This is a genomic window from Bradyrhizobium sp. 1200_D9_N1_1 (assembly GCF_052075915.1).
Taxonomy (GTDB): Bacteria; Pseudomonadota; Alphaproteobacteria; order Rhizobiales; family Xanthobacteraceae; genus Bradyrhizobium; species Bradyrhizobium diazoefficiens.
The window spans coordinates 8,369,784-8,388,895 of record NZ_CP197226.1 but is presented as its reverse complement, the minus strand read 5'-3'; the positions used below and the strand labels follow the sequence as shown (position 1 = coordinate 8,388,895).

At 64.9% G+C, this 19,112-nt stretch carries 19 protein-coding genes; 13 read left to right on the top strand and 6 right to left on the bottom strand.

Features of this window, described 5'->3' with window-relative positions; translation table 11 throughout:
* Positions 1–12: 12 nt before the first annotated feature.
* From AB5K84_RS39610 to AB5K84_RS39565, 10 genes are all read left to right on the top strand, one after another.
* Positions 13–1,668, top strand: coding sequence for a nitrite/sulfite reductase (locus AB5K84_RS39610; protein ID WP_011084295.1), 1,656 nt, complete (start codon positions 13–15; stop codon positions 1,666–1,668).
* A complete protein-coding gene (locus AB5K84_RS39605) occupies positions 1,655–2,170 on the top strand; it encodes a DUF934 domain-containing protein (RefSeq protein ID WP_011084296.1) in 516 nt (171 codons plus the stop codon). Before AB5K84_RS39610 ends, AB5K84_RS39605 begins: the two co-directional genes overlap by 14 nt.
* Entirely contained in the window at positions 2,167–2,898 is a 732-nt protein-coding gene (locus AB5K84_RS39600; protein ID WP_011084297.1) for a phosphoadenylyl-sulfate reductase, read from the top strand. Before AB5K84_RS39605 ends, AB5K84_RS39600 begins: the two co-directional genes overlap by 4 nt.
* Positions 2,899–3,022: 124 nt before the next feature.
* Positions 3,023–4,024 carry a sulfate ABC transporter substrate-binding protein gene (locus AB5K84_RS39595; protein ID WP_038965384.1) on the top strand — a complete coding sequence of 334 codons (1,002 nt, stop codon included), beginning with the start codon at positions 3,023–3,025 and terminating at the stop codon, positions 4,022–4,024.
* A 70-nt stretch (positions 4,025–4,094) separates the two neighbouring features.
* Positions 4,095–4,901, top strand: coding sequence for a sulfate ABC transporter permease subunit CysT (cysT, locus tag AB5K84_RS39590; RefSeq protein ID WP_162494196.1), 807 nt, complete (start codon positions 4,095–4,097; stop codon positions 4,899–4,901).
* Positions 4,902–4,912: 11 nt separating this feature from the next.
* On the top strand, positions 4,913–5,824 hold the full coding sequence (gene cysW / locus AB5K84_RS39585; RefSeq protein WP_011084300.1) for a sulfate ABC transporter permease subunit CysW: 912 nt from the start codon (positions 4,913–4,915) through the stop codon (positions 5,822–5,824).
* Positions 5,814–6,848 carry a sulfate/molybdate ABC transporter ATP-binding protein gene (locus tag AB5K84_RS39580; RefSeq protein ID WP_011084301.1) on the top strand — a complete coding sequence of 345 codons (1,035 nt, stop codon included), beginning with the start codon at positions 5,814–5,816 and terminating at the stop codon, positions 6,846–6,848. Before cysW ends, AB5K84_RS39580 begins: the two co-directional genes overlap by 11 nt.
* Positions 6,849–7,057: 209 nt before the next feature.
* The gene (locus AB5K84_RS39575; protein ID WP_038965381.1) at positions 7,058–7,561 is read left to right on the top strand and encodes a CAP domain-containing protein; all 504 of its coding nucleotides are present in this window, start codon (positions 7,058–7,060) and stop codon (positions 7,559–7,561) included.
* A gap of 78 nt (positions 7,562–7,639) precedes the next feature.
* Positions 7,640–8,818: a DUF3734 domain-containing protein gene (locus AB5K84_RS39570; RefSeq protein ID WP_011084303.1), complete on the top strand. Its 1,179-nt coding sequence runs from the start codon at positions 7,640–7,642 to the stop codon at positions 8,816–8,818.
* A 1-nt stretch (position 8,819) separates the two neighbouring features.
* Positions 8,820–9,608, top strand: a complete 789-nt coding sequence (locus tag AB5K84_RS39565) for a 3-hydroxybutyrate dehydrogenase (RefSeq protein ID WP_011084304.1) — start codon at positions 8,820–8,822, stop codon at positions 9,606–9,608.
* A gap of 127 nt (positions 9,609–9,735) precedes the next feature.
* On the opposite strand, the gene AB5K84_RS39560 is transcribed toward AB5K84_RS39565, so the two are convergent.
* From AB5K84_RS39560 to AB5K84_RS39550, 3 genes are all read right to left on the bottom strand, one after another.
* A complete protein-coding gene (locus tag AB5K84_RS39560; protein ID WP_011084305.1) occupies positions 9,736–10,560 on the bottom strand; it encodes a sulfite exporter TauE/SafE family protein in 825 nt (274 codons plus the stop codon).
* Between the two features lie 188 nt (positions 10,561–10,748).
* On the bottom strand, positions 10,749–12,116 hold the full coding sequence (locus AB5K84_RS39555) for a flippase (RefSeq protein ID WP_038965385.1): 1,368 nt from the start codon (positions 12,114–12,116) through the stop codon (positions 10,749–10,751).
* 246 nt (positions 12,117–12,362) lie between these two features.
* On the bottom strand, positions 12,363–13,205 hold the full coding sequence (locus AB5K84_RS39550; protein ID WP_011084307.1) for a protein-disulfide reductase DsbD domain-containing protein: 843 nt from the start codon (positions 13,203–13,205) through the stop codon (positions 12,363–12,365).
* 142 nt (positions 13,206–13,347) lie between these two features.
* On the opposite strand from AB5K84_RS39550, the gene AB5K84_RS39545 reads away from it, so the two are divergent.
* Positions 13,348–13,992 carry a YqgE/AlgH family protein gene (locus AB5K84_RS39545; protein WP_011084308.1) on the top strand — a complete coding sequence of 215 codons (645 nt, stop codon included), beginning with the start codon at positions 13,348–13,350 and terminating at the stop codon, positions 13,990–13,992.
* Positions 13,993–14,154: 162 nt separating this feature from the next.
* On the opposite strand, the gene AB5K84_RS39540 is transcribed toward AB5K84_RS39545, so the two are convergent.
* Both AB5K84_RS39540 and AB5K84_RS39535 read right to left on the bottom strand, forming a co-directional pair.
* Positions 14,155–15,042: a TauD/TfdA dioxygenase family protein gene (locus AB5K84_RS39540; protein ID WP_011084309.1), complete on the bottom strand. Its 888-nt coding sequence runs from the start codon at positions 15,040–15,042 to the stop codon at positions 14,155–14,157.
* Positions 15,043–15,140: 98 nt separating this feature from the next.
* The gene (locus tag AB5K84_RS39535) at positions 15,141–15,920 is read right to left on the bottom strand and encodes an SDR family NAD(P)-dependent oxidoreductase (protein ID WP_038965382.1); all 780 of its coding nucleotides are present in this window, start codon (positions 15,918–15,920) and stop codon (positions 15,141–15,143) included.
* 99 nt (positions 15,921–16,019) lie between these two features.
* On the opposite strand from AB5K84_RS39535, the gene AB5K84_RS39530 reads away from it, so the two are divergent.
* Both AB5K84_RS39530 and AB5K84_RS39525 read left to right on the top strand, forming a co-directional pair.
* Positions 16,020–16,757 carry an SDR family NAD(P)-dependent oxidoreductase gene (locus AB5K84_RS39530; RefSeq protein ID WP_011084311.1) on the top strand — a complete coding sequence of 246 codons (738 nt, stop codon included), beginning with the start codon at positions 16,020–16,022 and terminating at the stop codon, positions 16,755–16,757.
* A gap of 72 nt (positions 16,758–16,829) precedes the next feature.
* Entirely contained in the window at positions 16,830–17,204 is a 375-nt protein-coding gene (locus AB5K84_RS39525; RefSeq protein WP_011084312.1) for a CsbD family protein, read from the top strand.
* Between the two features lie 68 nt (positions 17,205–17,272).
* On the opposite strand, the gene AB5K84_RS39520 is transcribed toward AB5K84_RS39525, so the two are convergent.
* Positions 17,273–18,982 carry an SGNH/GDSL hydrolase family protein gene (locus AB5K84_RS39520; protein ID WP_011084313.1) on the bottom strand — a complete coding sequence of 570 codons (1,710 nt, stop codon included), beginning with the start codon at positions 18,980–18,982 and terminating at the stop codon, positions 17,273–17,275.
* Between the last annotated feature and the right edge of the window lie 130 nt (positions 18,983–19,112).

Below are 19,112 nucleotides of genomic sequence, written 5' to 3'. Positions count from 1 at the left end.
AAGGCATTCTTCATGTACGCTTACGACGAAATCGACCGCACGCTGGTCAACGAGCGCGTCTCGGAATTCCGCGACCAGGTGCAGCGCCGTCTCTCGGGCGAGCTCACCGAAGACGAATTCAAGATGCTGCGCTTGCAGAACGGCGTCTATCTGCAACTCCACGCCTACATGTTTCGCGTCGCGATTCCCTACGGCACGCTGGCGTCGAACCAGTTGCGGGCGCTTGCCCATGTCGCGCGCAAATACGACCGCGGCTACGGCCATTTTACCACGCGCCAGAACATCCAGTTCAACTGGATCAAGCTGTCGGACCTGCCGGACGCGCTGGCCGATCTCGCCGAGGTCGGCATCCACGCGATGCAGACCTCCGGCAACAACATGCGCAACGTCACCTCGGACCAGTGGGCCGGCGTCGCGCCCGGTGAGATCGAGGATCCCCGCATCTGGTCGGAGCTGATCCGCCAGCACACCACGCTGCATCCGGAATTCTCGTTCCTGCCGCGCAAGTTCAAGATCGCGATCACCGCGTCGGACCACGACCGTGCCGCGATCAAGGTCCACGATATCGGCCTGCGCCTGATCAAGAACGAGAAGGGCGAAACCGGCTTCGAGGTCCTGGTCGGCGGCGGTCTCGGCCGCACGCCGTTCATCGGCAAGACCATCAAGCACTTCGTGCACGGCCGCGATCTCCTGAGCTACATCGAGGCCATCCTGCGCGTCTACAATCAGTACGGACGCCGCGACAACATCTACAAGGCCCGGATCAAGATCCTGGTGCACGAGCTCGGCATCGAGAAATTCTCCCGCGAGGTCGAGGAGGAGTGGCAGCACATCCGCAACTCCTCGCTCCAGATCGACGACGAGGTGATCGAGGACATCCGCTCGCGCTTCATCTATCCCGCTTACGAGAAGCTGCCGCACATGCCGGACGAGCTGCGGCAGGCCGCGGCCGATCCCGAGTTCGAGGCGTGGCGCAAGAACTCCGTCGCCCCGCACAAGAACCCGGGCTATTCCATCGTCACGATCTCGCTGAAGCCGATCGGCGCACCTCCGGGTGATGCCACCGCCGAGCAGATGGATGCGCTCGCCGATCTCGCCGACAGATATTCGTTCGGCGAAATCCGCGTCGGTCACGAGCAGAATCTGGCGCTGCCGCATGTCGCCAAGCGCGACCTGCCGGCGCTGTGGAAAGCGCTCGACAAGCTCGGGTTGGCGACCCCGAACGTCAATCTGATCACCGACATCATCGCCTGCCCGGGGCTCGACTATTGCTCGCTGGCGAATGCGCGCTCGATCCCGATCGCGCAGGAGCTGACGCGGCGCTTCGCCAACCACGAGCTCGCCAACCTGATCGGCCGGCTGCACATCAACATCTCCGGCTGCATCAATGCCTGCGGCCATCACCATGTCGGCCATATCGGCATTCTTGGCGTCGAGAAGAACGGCGAGGAGGTCTATCAGATCACCATCGGCGGCCGCGCCGACGAGGGCGCCGCGCTCGGCAATCTGATCGGCCCCGGCGTCAAGTTCGACGAGGTCGCCGACGTCGTCGAGGACATCGTGGAAGCCTATCTCGCGCTGCGCGCGCGCCCGGAGGAGCTGTTCATCGACACGGTGAAGCGCCTTGGCGTCGAACCCTTCAAGGAGCGCGTCTATGCCACTCGTTAACGGCGGAAAAATCGTCGACGACAGCTTCGTCAAGCTGGCGGTCGACACGCCGCTGCCGGAGGGCGGCGACATCCTGGTGCCGGCCGAGCGTTTCGTCGGTGAGGCCGATGCGTTGCTCAAGCGTGCCGGCAAGGTCGGCGTGATCTGGCCGAACAATCGCGACATCGACGAGCTCGTGCCGTATCTCGGCAAGGTCGCCGCCGTTGCGCTGGTGTTTCCGAGCTTCCGCGACGGACGCGCCTACAGTCAGGCGCGGCTGCTGCGCGAGCGCTACAACTATCGCGGTGAGCTGCGTGCCACCGGGCAGGTGCTGCGCGACCAGTTCGTGTTCATGCTGCGTGCGGGCTTCGATTCCTTCGAGGTCAAGAAGCAGGCCGACGCGGAAGCGTTCATGCAGACCGCAAAGCGTTATTCGGTGTTCTACCAGCCGACCGGCGACGGCCGGATCACGGCGCTGCACCGGCGCATGCAGTTGCGTCATTCAGAAGGTGTCGGCACGTGAACGCAATTGCGCCTCAGGTATCTCCTGTGTCCGTTTCCGCGCTGCCCTCTGCCGCGGAACTCGATCGCGCCTTGCGCGATGCCTCGCCCGCGGAGGTCATCGCCGCGGCCCTGAAGGCGGTCGGCCGCGACAAGCTTGCGCTGGTGTCGTCCTTCGGCACGGAATCGGCGACGCTTCTGAAGGTGATGGCGGACGTCGATCCGTCGATCCCCGTGATCTTCCTCGACACCGGCTGGCTGTTCGAGGAGACGCTCGCCTATCGCGACATGCTGATCGCGACGCTGGGGCTCAAGGACGTCCGCTCGATCAGGCCGGCGGAGGAGACGCTGTCGCGCGAGGATCCCGACCGCGACCTCTGGTTCTCCGATCCCGACGCCTGCTGCCGCATCCGCAAGGTGGAGCCGCTGGCGCGCGCGCTGAAGCCGTTCGACGCCTGGATCAACGGCCGCAAGCGCTTCCAGGGCAATGCGCGCGCCGACATTCCGGTGGTCGAGGACGACGGCGCGCGGTTGAAGTTCAACCCCTTCGCCAACGTTTCGCGCGAGGAACTCGAGGCGATTTTCGTCCGCGCCAAATTGCCGCGTCATCCACTGGCCGCCTCCGGTTTCCTGTCGGTTGGGTGTATGCCTTGCACCAGCAGAACGGCCGAAGGCGAGGATGCACGCGCCGGTCGCTGGCGCGGCCGGGCCAAGACAGAATGCGGCATCCACACGATGAAGACTTCGTAGCACAGTCAGGCTGCGACGCCGCGAACAAGAAAATCCGGTTCCGTTGACTTAGGAGCGGTTTGTCCCGAGTTATGCCCGTGTGCCATCGGCGACATCGACGTCGCTGAGGTGAATGGAGATGGACATGATGCGCCGTATCGTTCTGCTCGCGGCAGGCCTCCTGGCGACAGGCTTCTTGGCAAGCTCGGCTCTCGCTGCTGACATCAATCTTCTGAACGTGTCGTACGATCCGACGCGCGAGCTCTATGGCGAGTTCAACAAGGCGTTCGTGAACGCCTATCAGAAGGAAACCGGCAAGAGCGTCGAGATCAAGCAGTCGCATGGCGGCAGCGGATCGCAGGCGCGCGCGGTGATCGACGGATTGCAGGCCGATGTGGTGACGCTCGCGCTCGCCTATGACATCAATGCGATCGCGAGCAAGGGCCTCATTACGGCCGACTGGCAAAAGCGTCTGCCGCAGAATTCATCACCCTACACGTCCACCATCGTGTTCCTGGTGCGCAAGGGCAATCCGAAGGGCATCAAGGACTGGGACGACCTGCTCAAGCCGGGCGTCGCCGTGATCACGCCCAACCCGAAGACGTCGGGCGGCGCGCGCTGGAACTATCTGGCGGCCTGGGGCTTTGCGCAAAAGAAATACGGATCGGCCGACAAGGCCAAGGATTTCATCGGAAAGCTTTACCAGCAGGTGCCGGTGCTCGATACCGGCGCGCGCGGCGCCACCGTGACCTTCGTCGAGCGCGGCGTCGGCGACGTGCTGCTCGCCTGGGAGAACGAGGCCTATCTCGCGCTCAAGGAATTCGGTCCGGAAAAATTCGAGATCGTGGCGCCGCCGCTATCGATCCTGGCCGAACCGCCGGTCGCGATCGTCGACAAGGTCGCCGATAAAAAAGGCACCCGCAACGCCGCCGATGCCTACCTTCAGTACTGGTACACCAGAGAAGGCCAGGAGATCGCCGCGCGCAATTTCTACCGTCCGCGCGATGCCGCGATCGCCAAAAAGTATGAAAACTCGTTCGCCAAGGTCGAGCTGTTCACGATCGACGACGTTTTCGGCGGCTGGACCAAGGCGCAGAAGGAACATTTTGCCGACGGCGGCATTTTCGATCAGATCTACAAGAACTGATCGGGCGCTGTCTTAGGAGGCTGTAGCAGGGGGCCTGGTGAGCGCAGTTGTAGCAGCACGACGCCGGACATTGCCGGGCTTCGGTCTCACCATGGGGCTGACGCTTTCCTGGCTATCCATCATCATCCTGATTCCACTCGCCGGCCTGTTCCTGAAATCGCTCGAGCTGAGCCCCGAGCAGTTCTGGAACATCCTCTCCAGCCGCCGCACCCTGAATGCGCTGCGGGTCTCGTTTGGGCTCGCCTTCGCGGCGGCCTGCGTCAATCTGGTCATGGGCAGCATCATCGTCTGGGCGTTGGTGCGCTACCGGTTTCCCGGCCGGCGCCTGTTCGACGCCATCGTCGACGTGCCGTTCGCGCTGCCGACGGCGGTCGCCGGCGTCGCGCTGACCGCGCTGTTTGCCGAGAAGGGCTGGCTGGGCGCGCCGCTCGCCGCGCTTGGCATCAAGGTGGCGTTCACGCCGGTCGGCATCTTTGTCGCCATGATCTTCATCGGCATCCCCTTCGTGGTGCGCACCGTGCAGCCGGTGCTCCAGGATCTCGACCCCGAGATCGAGGAGGCCGCGGGCAGCCTGGGCGCGAGCCGCTGGCAGACCATCATCCGCGTGATCCTGCCTTCGCTCGCGCCGGCGCTGCTCGCGGGCCTCGCGCTCGCCTTCGCCCGCGCGGTCGGTGAATACGGTTCGGTGATCTTCATCGCCGGCAATTTGCCGAACGTCTCCGAGATCGCGCCATTGCTGATCGTGATCCGGCTCTCCGAATTCCGCTACGCCGATGCGACCGCCATTGCGGTGGTCATGCTCGTCGTCTCCTTCGTCATTATCTTCGCCGTCAACCGGCTCCAGCGCTGGGCGCAGAGCCGGATCCCGGCGCGCTGAGGGCGGATGCGATGACGATGCAGATGGCAGATTCCGTCTCGCTCTCGGCCTCGGACGCCAGGGCGCGCGCGCATGCGGCGGCCGCGCAGGACAACCTTCGCACCGAACCGCGCGCGGTGCGCATCGCCATCATCACGCTGGCGGTGCTGTTCCTCTCCGTCTTCGTCGTGTTGCCGCTGGTCGTCGTGTTCGCGCAGGCGTTCTCGAGAGGCATTCTGGCCTATCTTTCCGCGCTCGCCGACCCGGAGGCGTTGTCAGCGATCAAGCTGACGCTGCTGGTCGCCGCGATCTCGGTCGGCCTCAATCTCGTATTCGGCCTCGTCGCCGCCTGGGCCATCGCCAAGTTCGAGTTCAGCGGCAAGACCTTCCTGATCACGCTGATCGACCTGCCGTTCTCGGTGAGCCCGGTGATCTCGGGTCTCGTCTTCGTGCTGCTGTTCGGCGCGCAGGGCTATTTCGGCGGCTGGCTTAGGGATCACGACATCCAGATCTTGTTCGCTGTGCCCGGCATTGCGCTCGCGACCACCTTCGTGACCTTCCCCTTCGTGGCGCGCGCGCTGATCCCCCTGATGCAGGAGCAGGGCACGCAGGAAGAGGAAGCCGCGATCTCGCTCGGCGCCTCGGGCCTGCAAACCTTCTTCCGCGTCACGCTGCCGAACATCAAATGGGGCGTGCTCTACGGCGTCCTGCTCTGCAACGCGCGCGCGATGGGCGAGTTCGGTGCGGTGTCGGTCGTGTCGGGCCATATTCGCGGCGAGACCAACACCATGCCGCTGCTGGTCGAGATCCTCTACAACGAGTACCAGTTCGTCGCCGCATTCGCGATCGCCTCGCTGCTGGCGATGCTGGCGCTGATCACGCTGATCGCAAAGACCGTTCTCGAACGTCATCTGGACGAAGGACAGGACGCAAGTGACCATTGAAGTCAGGAATCTCGTCAAGAAGTTCGGCAGCTTTGCCGCCCTCGATGGCGTCAACCTCAAGGTCGACAATGGCGAGCTGCTGGCGCTGCTCGGGCCTTCGGGCTCCGGCAAGACCACGCTGCTGCGCATCATCGCTGGCCTCGACTGGCCCGACTCGGGCGAGGTCTCCTTCAACGGCGAGGACGCGCTGGCGCAGGGCGCGCGTGAGCGGCACGTCGGCTTCGTGTTCCAGCATTACGCACTGTTCCGCCACATGACGGTGTTCGAGAACGTCGCCTTCGGCCTGCGCGTGCAGCCGCGCGCGGTCCGGAAAGAGGAAGCCAGGATCCGCGCCCGGGTGAAGGAGCTGCTCGATCTCGTGCAGCTCGACTGGCTTGCCGACCGCTACCCGAGCCAGCTCTCCGGCGGCCAGCGCCAGCGCATCGCGCTCGCCCGCGCGCTCGCGATCGAGCCGCGCATCCTGTTGCTCGACGAGCCGTTCGGCGCGCTCGATGCGAAGGTGCGGAAAGAACTGCGCAAATGGCTGCGCTCGCTGCATCACGAGATCAACGTCACCTCGATCTTCGTCACCCACGACCAGGAGGAAGCGCTGGAAGTCGCCAACCGCGTCGTGGTGATGGACAAGGGCAGGATCGAGCAGATCGGCTCGCCCGAAGACGTCTATGAAAGCCCGGCGACTGCTTTTGTCCACGGCTTCATCGGCGAATCCATCGAGCTCCCGGTCAGGATTGACGACGGCGTGGTCCGGCTCGGCGAGCGGCCGCTCCGGCTTGCGGCGGACGGACTTGCGCCTGGCGCGTCGCGACTGTTCGTGCGGCGACATGACATGCTGGTCGGTCCGCCCGGCACTGGCGCCTTCGAGGGCGCCGTGCGGCATGTCCGGAATTTCGGCCCGGTGCAGCGGGCCGAGGTGGCGCTGTTCGGCGGCGAAACCATCGAGATCGACGCTCCCCGCGACAGGGAACTCCGCGCCGGAGACAGGGTCGGCCTCGAGCCCCGCCGCTACCGGATATTCGCGGGTTAACGCCCCGTCGTTCCGGGATGGTCCGAAGGACCAGACCTCAGGTGCGCAGTTGCGCACCGGGGAATCTCGAGATTCTCAGGTGCGCAATTGCGCACCCTAGTTCGATGCTTCGCATCGCCCCGGAACGACTTGCGTCGATTTTCCTCAAAATTCACCTTTCAGCCACGGTTGGTATGCAACAACGGCCCTTCATTTGGGGGCCCCGATTCATGCGCGCTGCGGCCGCAATACTCATTACTTTGCTGCTCGCCGGCTGTGCCGGCAACGAAGCACCGGTCCAGCAGCCGTCGATGTATGCCGATATGGCGGTCCCGGGCGCCAAGCTCGACGCGCCGGCGGCCGCGGTGATGATCTCGCAATACCGCCAGAACAATGGGCTCGGCACCGTCGTGATCGACCCCGACCTGATGCGGCTCGCCGAATCCCAGTCCCAGGCGATGGCGGCGGCCAACAAGATGGACCATGACGTTCGCGCGCCCCTGGCCAAGCGCCTCAGTGCCGGCGGCTATCCGGCCAGCGTGGCGGTCGAGAACGTCTCGGCCGGCTATCATACGTTGGCGGAAGCGTTTTCCGGCTGGCGCGACTCGCCCCCGCACCGGGCGAACATGCTCAAGAGCGGTGTCACAAAATTGGGCATCGCGGCGGGCTATGCTCCAGGCACCAAGTACAAGGTGTTCTGGACCATGATCCTGGCCTCGACGGATCCCCGATAAGCCAGACTTGATCCCGGGATGCATTGACGCCGCGGCGAACTGTCGCCACGGTCGCTCGCCATCTGCTATTGTTCCCGTATGACAGATCATACCAGCCCGGAAACCGCCAGCGTCCCCGCAAATGCGCAACGTGTCCTGGTGTTGCAGGGCGGCGGTGCGCTCGGCTCCTATCAGGCCGGCGCCTATCAGGCGCTGTGCGGCTATGGCTTCGAGCCCGAATGGGTCGCCGGCATCTCCATCGGGGCGGTCAACGCCGCCATCATCGCCGGCAATGAGGGCCACACCCGCGTCAAGCGGATGAAGGAATTCTGGGAGATGGTCTCGGCGCCGGTGCCGTGGAAGCCGATCGGCAAGAGCGACCACAGCCGCGAGCTGTTCAACTCTACCAGCGCCGCGCTGATCGCGACCTTCGGCGTACCCGGCTTCTTCGTCCCGCGCGTCCCGCCCGCGCCGATGTGGCCGCCGGGCCATCCCGAAGCGGAAAGCTACTACGACACGTCGCCCCTGAAGAAGACGCTGGAGCGGCTGGTCGATTTCGACCGCATCAACGACCTCAAGACGCGCTTCTCCGTCGGCGCCGTCGGCGTCACCTCCGGCAACTTCAAATATTTCGACAATTACGAGTTCAAGAAACTCGGCAAGAAGATCGGTCCCGAGCACATCATGGCCTCCGGCGCGCTGCCGCCGGGCTTTCCGTCCGTCGTCATCGACGGCGAGCATTACTGGGACGGCGGCATCGCCTCCAACACGCCGCTCGACTACGTGCTCGATGCCGAGGTGGCTCGCGACATGCTGATCTTCCAGGTGGATCTGTTCAGCGCCCGCGGCGACCTGCCGAATTCGCTGTTAGAGGCCACCGAGCGCGAGAAGGACATCCGCTTCTCCAGCCGCACGCGGATGAACACCGACAAGAACAAGCAGATCCACAACGCCCGCAGGGCGGTGCGCGACCTGATTTCCAAATTGCCCGATTATCTCAAGAACGACCCTTCCGTCGAATTCCTTGCGAAGGCATCTCGTGAGAGCACGGTCACCGTGGTGCACCTGATCTACCGCAGCAAGAATTACGAATCCTCGTCCAAGGACTATGATTTCTCGCACGTGGCCATGGTCGAGCATTGGGAAGCCGGCGTGCGCGACGTGCATCTGTCGATGCGCCACAAGGACAGGCTCGATCAGCCGCAATCCGGCGAGACCATGGTGACCTACGATCTCACGGGGGACGTCTCCGCGCCCCCGGCAAAAAGGAGCGAATAGAATGGGTAGTCTGTCAGGCAAGAACGCCGTCGTGACCGGATCGACCAGCGGTATCGGGCTCGCCTATGCGCGTGCCTTCGCGGCGGCCGGTGCCAACGTCGTCATCAACGGCTTCGGCTCGGCCGAGGACATCGAGAAGGAACGTGCGAAGATCGAGGCGGACTTCGGCGGGAAGGCGATCTACTCGCCCGCCGACATGACCAAGCCGGCCGAGATCGCCGGGATGATCGCGCTCGGCGAGAAGACCTTCGGCTCGGTCGACGTCCTCGTCAACAATGCCGGCATCCAGTTCGTCTCGCCGATCGAGGAATTCCCGCCGGAGAAATGGGACCAGATCATCGCGATCAACCTGTCCTCGGCCTTCCATGCCATTCGCGCCGCGGTGCCCGGCATGAAGAAGAAGGGCTGGGGTCGCATCATCAACACGGCGTCGGCGCACTCGCTGGTCGCCTCGCCCTTCAAGTCGGCCTACGTCTCGGCCAAGCACGGCATCGCCGGTCTTACCAAGACCGTGGCGCTGGAAGTCGCGACCCACAAGATCACCTGCAACTGCATCAGCCCCGGCTATGTCTGGACGCCGCTGGTCGAGAAGCAGATCCCCGACACGATGAAGGCGCGCAATCTCACGCGTGAGCAGGTCATCAACGACGTGCTGCTCGACGCCCAGCCGACCAAGGAGTTCGTCACCTCCGAGCAGGTCGCCGCACTGGCGCTGTTCCTGTGCAGCGACGATGCCGCGCAGATCACCGGCACCAACCTCTCGATCGACGGCGGCTGGACGGCGGAGTAGGCACTCGATGCCGTAGGGTGGGCAAAGGCGCGTCAGCGCCGTGCCCGCCATACTTTCTCAGATTGACGAAAGGCGGTGGGCACGCTTGGCTTTGCCCGCCCTACGAGTTCTCGCACGACGTTTCCGTTCAATGCGTCCAGGCCAGCGCCGTCACGAACGCGGATGACAGGTTCAGCTCCGCAAACATGATCTTGCTGGCGACCACGAACAGCACGCTGGCAAGCGTCAGGCGCAGCACCGTCTCGGGGACGCGCGTCGCGCTGAAGCTGCCGACGATGATGCCGGGCAGCGAGCCCAGCAGCAGCACCCCCATCAGCCCCCAATCGACGTCACCAAGCGCCCAATGTCCGATGCCCGCGACCAGCGTCAGCGGCACCGCATGGGCGATGTCGGAGCCGACGATGGTCGCCATCGGCAGGCGCGGGTAGAGTAGCAGCAGCACGGTCACGCCGACCGCGCCGGCGCCGACGGACGAAATCGACACCAGCACACCGAGCACGATTCCCGTGACCACGGTCGCAATCGCCGTGGTGCGCTCGTCGACGCGCTCCCGCTTTCTGCGGTAGCGTTCCATGATCGCCTTGCGGAAGATCAGGGACGTTGCGGTTAGCAGCAGGGCGAAGCACAGCACCAGATTGACGAGGCTGCGCTCGGCATCGCTCCTGAGATCGAGCTGCCACAGCACGAGCAGCGTCAGCGCGCTTGCCGGGAGGCTGCCGCAGGCGAGCCGCAGCACCGCCGGCCAGTGCACGCTGCGCGACCAGCCATGCACCACGCTGCCGCCGGTCTTGGTGGCGGCGGCATAAAGCAGGTCGGTGCCGACAGCGGTGGACGGATGGACGCCGAACAGCAGGATCAGCAGCGGTGTCATCAACGAGCCGCCACCCACGCCGGTCATCCCGACAAGCAGGCCGACGCCAAAACCCGAGGCGACGTAAAGCGGATCAATCATGGTCTGGGGAATCTTAGGTTTATCTCGTCAGTTGGGCAATATGACGTAGAATAAATTTTCCCTGGGAAGCAACCTCTTGGATCAAATAAGAAAAATCATGCTACCGACCGGCGAATGGCAGTCGTTTCGCCTCGTTTCCGAGCCCGTTACGCAATAGGCGTTCCCCAAGGGGCAGGGCAGGCGAGCGGCTATTTTCCAAACGCCAGAACGTGCAGGCCGAGGCGCTGCCGCACGATCCAGAACAGCAGCACCGTCTCGAAGCTGAGCGAGATCGAGGTCGCGGCCGCGGCGCCATGGCCGCCGAAGCGCGGCACCAGCGCGACGCAGAGCACGACGTTCATCACGAAGGCCAGCGCATAGGCCAGCGCGCAGATCTTCTGCTGCCCGAGCATGTTGAGCAGCCGCTCCACCGGGCCGATGGCGGCGCGCACGACCAGCCCGATCGCGGCGACGAACATGATGTCGTAGCCGACCGTGAATTGCGGCCCGAACAGCCAGAGCAGCGGCTTGCCGAACGCGAGCAGCAGGATGGTCGCCGCCAGCGACGGCCAGAACGTCCAGTTGATGGCATGTGCGACATAGGCCGATAGGCGCGCCTTGTCGCCGCTAGCGTTGTATTCGGCGAAGCGGTGCGCGGTCGTCGCCGACATCGCGTAGTGGATGAACGAGACCAGCGCCAGCGTCTTCACCACCGCGAAGTAGACGCCGACCTCGTCGGAGGGGCGGAACTGCTGAAGCACCAGCACGTCGGTGTAGGACAGCAGCAGATAGAAGCTCTCCACCAGCAGGATCGGCAGCGAGACGGCGAGCCAGCCGCCGATGTCATAGGCCTTCGGCCCGGGCTCGATATAGCCGGCGAGCTTACGGTTCAGCACCACCATCTGCCCGGTCATTGCGATCCACACCGCACCCAGGCTCGCGACCATCGCGGCGACCGCGCCGATATGATAGCCGAGCAGGAAGGCAGAAGCCGTGATGCCGATGATCAGCGCCTGGCGGATGATGAATTGCGGCATCAGGCCGAGCTGCATCCAGTCATGCGAGCGGGCGATGCCGTCCTGGGTGTTGGCGACGACGAAGGCGGGCAGCGTCATGCAGCCGATATAAAGCGGCAGCGCCTCGGCCGGATCGATCCAGGGCGACAGCAGCCTGACGATGCCGGCGAGGCCGAGCGACACCAGCGCGGAGACGGCAAAGGTCAGCCAGCGGCTGCCGGAGAGAAAGCCGCGCAGCAGCGCATGCTCGCCGCCGGTGCGATACTCCGGAATGATCTTCTGTGCGGAGGCCGAGATGCCGAAATCCATCATGCTGCCGAGCAGCAGCACCCAGGTCCAGACATAGACGTAGATGCCGTAGTCGGACGTGCCCATCCAGCGCGCGAGCAGGACCTGCGAAAAATAGGCAAGGCCCGCGCTGATGACGCGGATGATGAAGATGGTGCCGGCCAGCCGCCGCGTCAGCGACGCTTCGCTCGATCCGCCCGAGAGCCTAGCCCGCAGCCGCGCGATCAGCCCGTCCGGTCCGGTCGTTGCGGGTTGTGCATCCATCACGGCCAATTCGAAAATCCCCAGGGCGTTCCGCATGCCGCGGCAGCCTTGCTGCAGCAACCTCGGGAATTAGCAACCATTCGTTAAGATTCGGTTGGGTGCTTTCCGTCGTCGTCCTGGCGAAAGCCAGGACCCATTACCCCAGGGAGAAGTTTGGCGAAGGCCCGGGGTTAGCAGCTTCGCGTCACGACTGCTCCCAGGGGTAATGGGTCCTGGATCGGCGCTCCGCTTCGCTACGCTTGTCCAGGACGACCATCACTCCAAATTCGTATTGAACTCGTACGACTTCTCCGGCCCGACCAGCGTAAACTTCAGCGCGGCGCCCTCGGGCTTGGCGCCCGGTGGCAGTCCGTCGAGCTCGAAGGAAAAGCGTTTCACGCCGGGCGGGCTGGGCTCGACCGGCGCGGGAATCGGCAGCGACCAATCCGGCGTCGGCCCTTCGACGAACAGATTGACCTTGCGCGCATCCGCCGGCGCGACGACGTCGACCACCACGTTCTTGGGCCCGTCGCGCTTGACGTCGCGAATGGTCAGCGGATTGGGGTCGCCGATATTGGCGGGCTTCGGCACGGTGTCGAGCGCTGCACGCAGGTTGGCGTCCTCGGTCGAGGCGACGCTGTTGAAGCCGAGCTCGGCGCTGGCCTCGACGGGAATGCAGAGCTTTTCGCACACCGCGTAGTTGATCTCGGCGCGCAAGGTCACCGGCTTGTCGGCGGCCTTGGCGACGATGCGCAAGGGCAGCACGATCTGGTCGTGATAGCCGATCGAATGGCCGCCCGCGCCGTCGTCGAACTTCAGCGGCGCCGGCCACATGATCGTCACAGCCTCGACATTCTCCGATTTCGAGAAGTCGAACCGCGGCGGTACACCGGAATCCCCGGGCGTACGCCAGTACGTCTTCCAGCCCGGCTGGAGCTGGAAGGCGATACCGCCGAGCAGCACGGCGCCGCTGCGTGATCCCGCCAATAGGCGCACCGCGGAATGTCCGTCGCGCTGCCAGGGCGAGGCGTCGTCGGCGCGGGCTGCGAGGGCCAGTGACGACGCAAGCAGGGTTGTCGCGACGCCGATCGCCGCACGCAGGGGAACTCTTGTGAGCATGGTACGTCTTTACAGGGGCAACCCGGGTCAAACCATTGAATTGCTTGTGATGGATGCACTCGAATCAGGTCTCTGCAAGCCTTGATTTGACAGCGGCCGGGCCCAACATCAGGATAGGAATTGAAACCGGAGTGCTTCACCGATGGCTCCCACAGGCAAGAGGACGGGCGAAAGCACCCGCAGCACGGGCCCCGCGCCCCCCAGTTCGGCCGGCTACCTCGACGGCCGCCTCCTGATCGCCATGCCCGTGATGGGCGATGCGCGCTTCGAGCGCTCGGTGATCTATCTCTGCGCCCATTCGGCCGAAGGCGCGATGGGCATCATCGTCAACCATCCCGCCGGCAGCATCGACTTCCCCGAGCTGTTGGAGCAGCTCGGCATCATCAGGAAGGGCGAGCACATCAAGCTGCCGGAGAACGCCGAAAGCATGAAGGTGCTGCGCGGCGGTCCGGTCGATACCGGGCGCGGCTTCGTGCTGCATTCCAGCGATTTCTACATCGAGAACGCGACGCTCCGGATCGACGACGGCGTCTGCCTCACTGCAACCGTCGATATCCTGCGCGCGATCGCCAACGGCTCCGGCCCCAAGCACGCCATCCTCGCGCTCGGCTATGCCGGCTGGGCGCCGGGCCAGCTCGAGACCGAAATCCAGAGCAACGGCTGGCTGCATTGCGATGCGGATGCGGACCTGATCTTCGGCGACGACGTCGACGAAAAATACGGCCGCGCCTTGCGCAAGATCGGCATCGATCCCGGCATGCTCTCGAACGAGGCAGGGCACGCGTAGCTGGTGTGCCGTCGTCGGCTGTCGTGCCTCAGCCTCCGCTGTCATGCCCCGGCTTGACCGGGGCATCCAGTACGCCGCAGCTTCTCGATTCTATCACTGCTGCCTCTGGAATACTGGATCGCCCGGTCAAGCCGGGCGACGACACCGATTGCTGAGTAGCACCTACTCCGCCGCCTGCTGCTGCACCGTCGGCTCCGTCCCCGCCACCGTCGCGCGGCGCATGTCGCGGGGCTGGGACTGGTCGTAGCGGCGGACGCGGTGCATGGTCTGGCGGTTGTCCCACATCACGAGGTCATGCAGCTTCCATTTGTGGACGTAGACGAATTCCGGCTGCGTCGCGTGCTCGTTGAGATCGCGCAACAGCAGCCGCCCCTCCGGCACGCTCATGCTGGCGATCTTGCCGGCATGCGACGAGAGATACAGCGACTTGCGGCGGTGGACCGGATGGGTGCGCACGAGGCGTTGCAGGACCGGCTTGAACATCTGCTTCTCTTCGTCGGTGTACTCGGTGAAGCCGAGCGAGCCGCGCGAATACATCAGCGAGTGCTCGCAGACGAGGTCCTCGATTTCGGCCTTGGTCTCGTCGTCGAGCGCGTCATAGGCGGCGCGCATGTCCGCGAATTCGGTGTTGCCGCCCGTCGGGTTCACCACGCGCGCCGACAGCAGCGAGAATTTTGCGGGAATGGGACGGAACGAGCTGTCGGAGTGCCAGAGGCAGTTGCCGAGATTGAACAGGTGCGTGCGGCTGTCCTTGGCCAGCGGCTTGCCGTCCTTGCCGAGATTGGAGACGTCGTTCAGGCCGGATTGCAGCCGGTAGTCCTTCTCCTTGGTGACCGTGCCGCCGCGCGCGTCCTCGCGCTGGCCGAAGTTCAGCGCGAAAGCCATCTGCTGCTCGTCGGTGATGTCCTGGTCGTGGAAAACGAGCACCGCGTATTTGTCCATGGCGGACTCGACCTCGCGGGCCTCGCCCGGCGTGAGCGGCTTTCGCAAATCGAGGCCGGAAACCTGGCCGACAAAATGCGTCTGAAGCTGCCGGATGGCGATCGTCATGGCGTTTTCTCCCGCGGACCGCGAGCGGTTGCTCCCGCTCTGTTGACAAAAAAGCTACTCCGGCAACCGCAGATGTCAACGCTTGCGCAGCATACCTATTACGCGTTGCGCGCCATCAGGCCGCCGTCGACCGGGATCACCGCGCCGGTCAGGAACGACGCGGCCGGCAGGCACAGGCTCAGCGTCATGTGCGCGACCTCCTCGGGATCGCCGTAGCGGCCGAGTGCCGTCCGACGCTTGGCGTAGATGGTCTTGTGCTCTTCCGAGATACGGTCGGTGATCGCGGTGCGGATCGGACCCGGGCAGATGCAGTTGACGGTGATGCCTTCGCGGCCGAGCTCGACCGCGAGCGAGCGGGTCAGGCTCGCCACGCCGCCCTTCGCCGCCGAATAGGGACTGTGCAGCGCGGTGGCGCCGAGCGCCTCGGTCGAGGCAATGTTGACGATGCGCGGGCTCTTCGATTTGCGCAAGTGAGGCAGCGCGGCGCGGATGATGCGCGGATGCGCCGTCAGCATCACGGCGATGCCCCTGGCCCAGGCATCTTCGTACGTCTCGTCATCGATCGCGACACGCACGGAGATGCCGGCATTGTTGACGACGATGTCGAGCCCGCCGAAATGCGCTGCAACGTCATGGACCACGCGCTTGATCTCGCCGCCGTCGGCGACATCGAGCTTCCAGGCCTTCGCCGACCCGCCGCTCGCTGCGATCTCCTTCGCGACGGATATCGCGCCTTGCTCGTCATAATCGGTCACCGCGACGTTCGCACCCTCGGCGGCGAACACGCGCGCCGTCGCGCGCCCCATGCCGCTGGCCGCACCGGTGACGAGAACGGTCAAGCCTTTCACGGACCGGCTCAGCTGTTTGAATTCGGACATGCTGTTTCCTCGCGTCCTTCTGTTTCTTGTTATGAGATTGACAAGGCTGGCATCGATCCGCAGACAGGTCAAACAAGCAAAATAAAAGGGGAGGTCGCGATGGCGAACGAGCTGGATTTTTCGGGCAAGCAGGTGCTGGTCGTCGGCGGTTCCAGCGGAATCGGCAACGGCATCGCGCAAGCCTTTCGCGCCAGGGGCGCGCATGTCGCGGTCTGCGGCACGCGTGCTCAACCTGCGGAATATTCGGCGGAGGATGGCTCCGATCTCACCGGCCTCGCTTACGCGCAGCTCGACGTCAGCAATCCCGCTGCGATCGAAGCCTTCAAGCCGTCCTTCGATCGTCTCGACATCCTCGTGCTTGCGCAAGGCGCTGTGATCTATCGCCGGGGCGAATTTGAAATGACCGGCTTCCGCAAGGTCGTCGAGGTCAATCTGATGAGCCTGATGGCGTGCGCGACGCGGTTTCATTCCATGTTGCGGGATGCGAAGGGCGCGCTGATCATGGTGTCCTCGACCGCGGCCTATCATTCCACCATGGGCAATCCCGCCTACAACGCCTCGAAGACCGGTGCGGTCGGATTGACGCGCACGCTAGGGGAGGCCTGGGCCGAGGACGGCATTCGCGTCAACGGTATCGCGCCCGGCCTCGTCGATACCAAAATGACGAAGGTCACGACCGACAATCCCAAGCGGCTCGAAGGTGCCTTGTCGCGCATTCCCCTGCGGCGATTGGGCACGCCGGCTGACATGGCGGGCGCGGCGCTGTTTCTGGCATCGCCGCTGTCGTCCTACATCATCGGCCAGACGCTGGTCGTCGATGGCGGACTCATTCTCTAGGCGATTGCTCTAGGCGATTGGAACTGCGCTGCGCCTGATCGGTTACTCCGGCTGACCCCTGAGGAGGACCACATGGACAAGGATCGAATTGTTGGATCGGCCAAGGAATTCGCTGGCCGCGCGGAAGGCGCAGTCGGAGATCTGGCGGGCGATGCGCAGACACAGGCGTCGGGCAAGGCGCGCGAGGCTGCCGGCACCGTGCAGAATCTCTACGGCCAGGCCAAGGACGCCGTGCGTGAGGCCAGCGAGACCGCGGCCGGCTACGCCAAGGATGCCTACGACAACAGCGGCGAGACCTTCCGCGATGGTTCGCAGGCGATTGCCAGGAAGGTGCAGGACAATCCGCTCGGCGCACTGCTCGTCGCTGGCGGCATCGGCTTCGCGCTCGCGCTGCTGATGTCACGGCCGGCACGCCGCCCGCCGCCGCGCTGGCGCTATTACGGCTGAGCCACCCCGCCTCGTCATTCCGGGCTCGCGCTTCGCGCGCCCGGAATCGCATCACATCAGAAATCCAGCTACCGGATAACTTCCGCCGATCGGCCGACATTGCCCGGCGGACGCGGGATCGCGGGGTTTTGGGCTGGATTGCGCGGCCCTGGTGCCGGCGCCAGCTGACGCGGTGCCGGCTGCGGCGAGCCGAAGCCGAAGAAATCACGGAACGACGGCGTCGCCTGGGCCGGCTGCTGCACCACCGGCGGTTTCTTCGGTGCGAGCTTTGGCGGCGCGATCGCAGCAGCCGCCGCGCCCGGCGCGCCGGGAGCAGCAGCGCCGCCGTCGGGCGTCGTCGTGGCCATCGGCGTATCGCCCTTGGCCTGCTCGCGGCCGACTTCGCGGCGCGGCCAGGCATAATCGTCGGCACGGCCTGCGGGGGCCGTCAGCGGCTCGCCTTTCACCATCGTCTTGGCAGCGAGCGCATCGACGGCAGCGGGACGCGAGCCCGGGCCGCCCAGCAATTGATCGGTCGAGATCGAGGCCGCGACTAGCGGCACGATCGGGCCGGCGAGCGGGCGCGGCGCGGGCTTGCCGGGCTCGACGCTGGTGTCGGGCGTCGCCGGCTCGCTCGGCAGCGCGATCGGGCCGGAGCGGCCTGCGAGCAGGCGCGTGATTTCGCGCTCGACATAATGCGCCAGCTTGCGCGCGCCGGGCTTGGTGAAAAAGACGCCATCATAGGTGCGGAGCTGACGGATCTGGCCTTCGAAGTCAGGACCCTTCTGGAGGAAGCGGCCGGCTTCGTCGACGAAGCCGTCCCAGACATCGACATAGGTGATGCCGGCCTTGGCCGCGCCCTCGCGATAGAGCGAATCCAGGAACAGCATGTCCGCCGTGCCCTTGGGGCCGCGGATCGCGGGCAGGCCGACCCAGAGCACCGGCACGCCCTTGGCCTTCAGGACGTTGGCCAGCTCCTCGATCTTCTTGGCGTAGAGCTCGACCCAGCGGTCGTCGCGGAATTCGTAGAGGCCGTTCGGGTTGCGTGCGGTCTTCTCGGGAGCAGCGACCTGCGGCGCGTCGGCGTTGTCGGCGTCATCCTGCGGCAGGTCGGCATCGGCCGGCTTGTCGTCCGGCTTCGCCGCGGTGTCGGGCTTGGCGTCGCCGGGTTTCGCGTCAGGCTTTCCTTGCGGCTTGGCGCGCGCGCCCTTGTCGTTCTTCTTGTCCTTGTCCGAAGCCTTGTCGGATTTCTCAGTCACCGGCTCGCGGATCGAGATGCGATCGTTGAGGCCGAGCATGACGACTATGACGTCAGGCTTCTCGGTCTCGAGGATGCCCTTGGCCGCCGCCGCCCAGTCCGAAGGTTCGCCCTTGGGCTGGTACTTGATCAGGCCGGACGTGGTCTTGTGCTTGCGGATCACGCCCATGTCGGGCTGCTCGCTGTAGGCATCTTCCAGGCCGTAGGCGAGCCAGTCCGCCATGGCGTCGCCGATCACCAGCACGTTCTTGTCGGGAATGGTGTCACGCTTGCTAGGTGCCGGCGCGCGCGAGAAATCCTGGCGCGGGGCCTGCGGTTGTTGCTGCTGGAACGGTGCGAAGAAGTCGCCGCCGAACCAGCCGCCACCTCCGCCTTGACGCGGCGGCGGGGCCGAACGTTGCGGCGGGCCGCCGAAGCCGGGGAAGTTGAAGAACTGCGCCGAGGCGGGCCCCGCGACCGATACCAGAATCGCAAGCGCCGTCCCCAGCGCGATCAGCGGGCCGGTCTCGGTCAGCGCCTTGAACAGGGACTTCTTCGACATGCGATCTCGGGCACCCGCAACGGGTCTGGAAGTGGCTCGATATAATAACGGAATCAGGCGCCAAACGGGCAGATTCTATTGCAGATTCTCTCGCAGATTCTTTGGCCATACACCGGGGAACCGCCGCCCC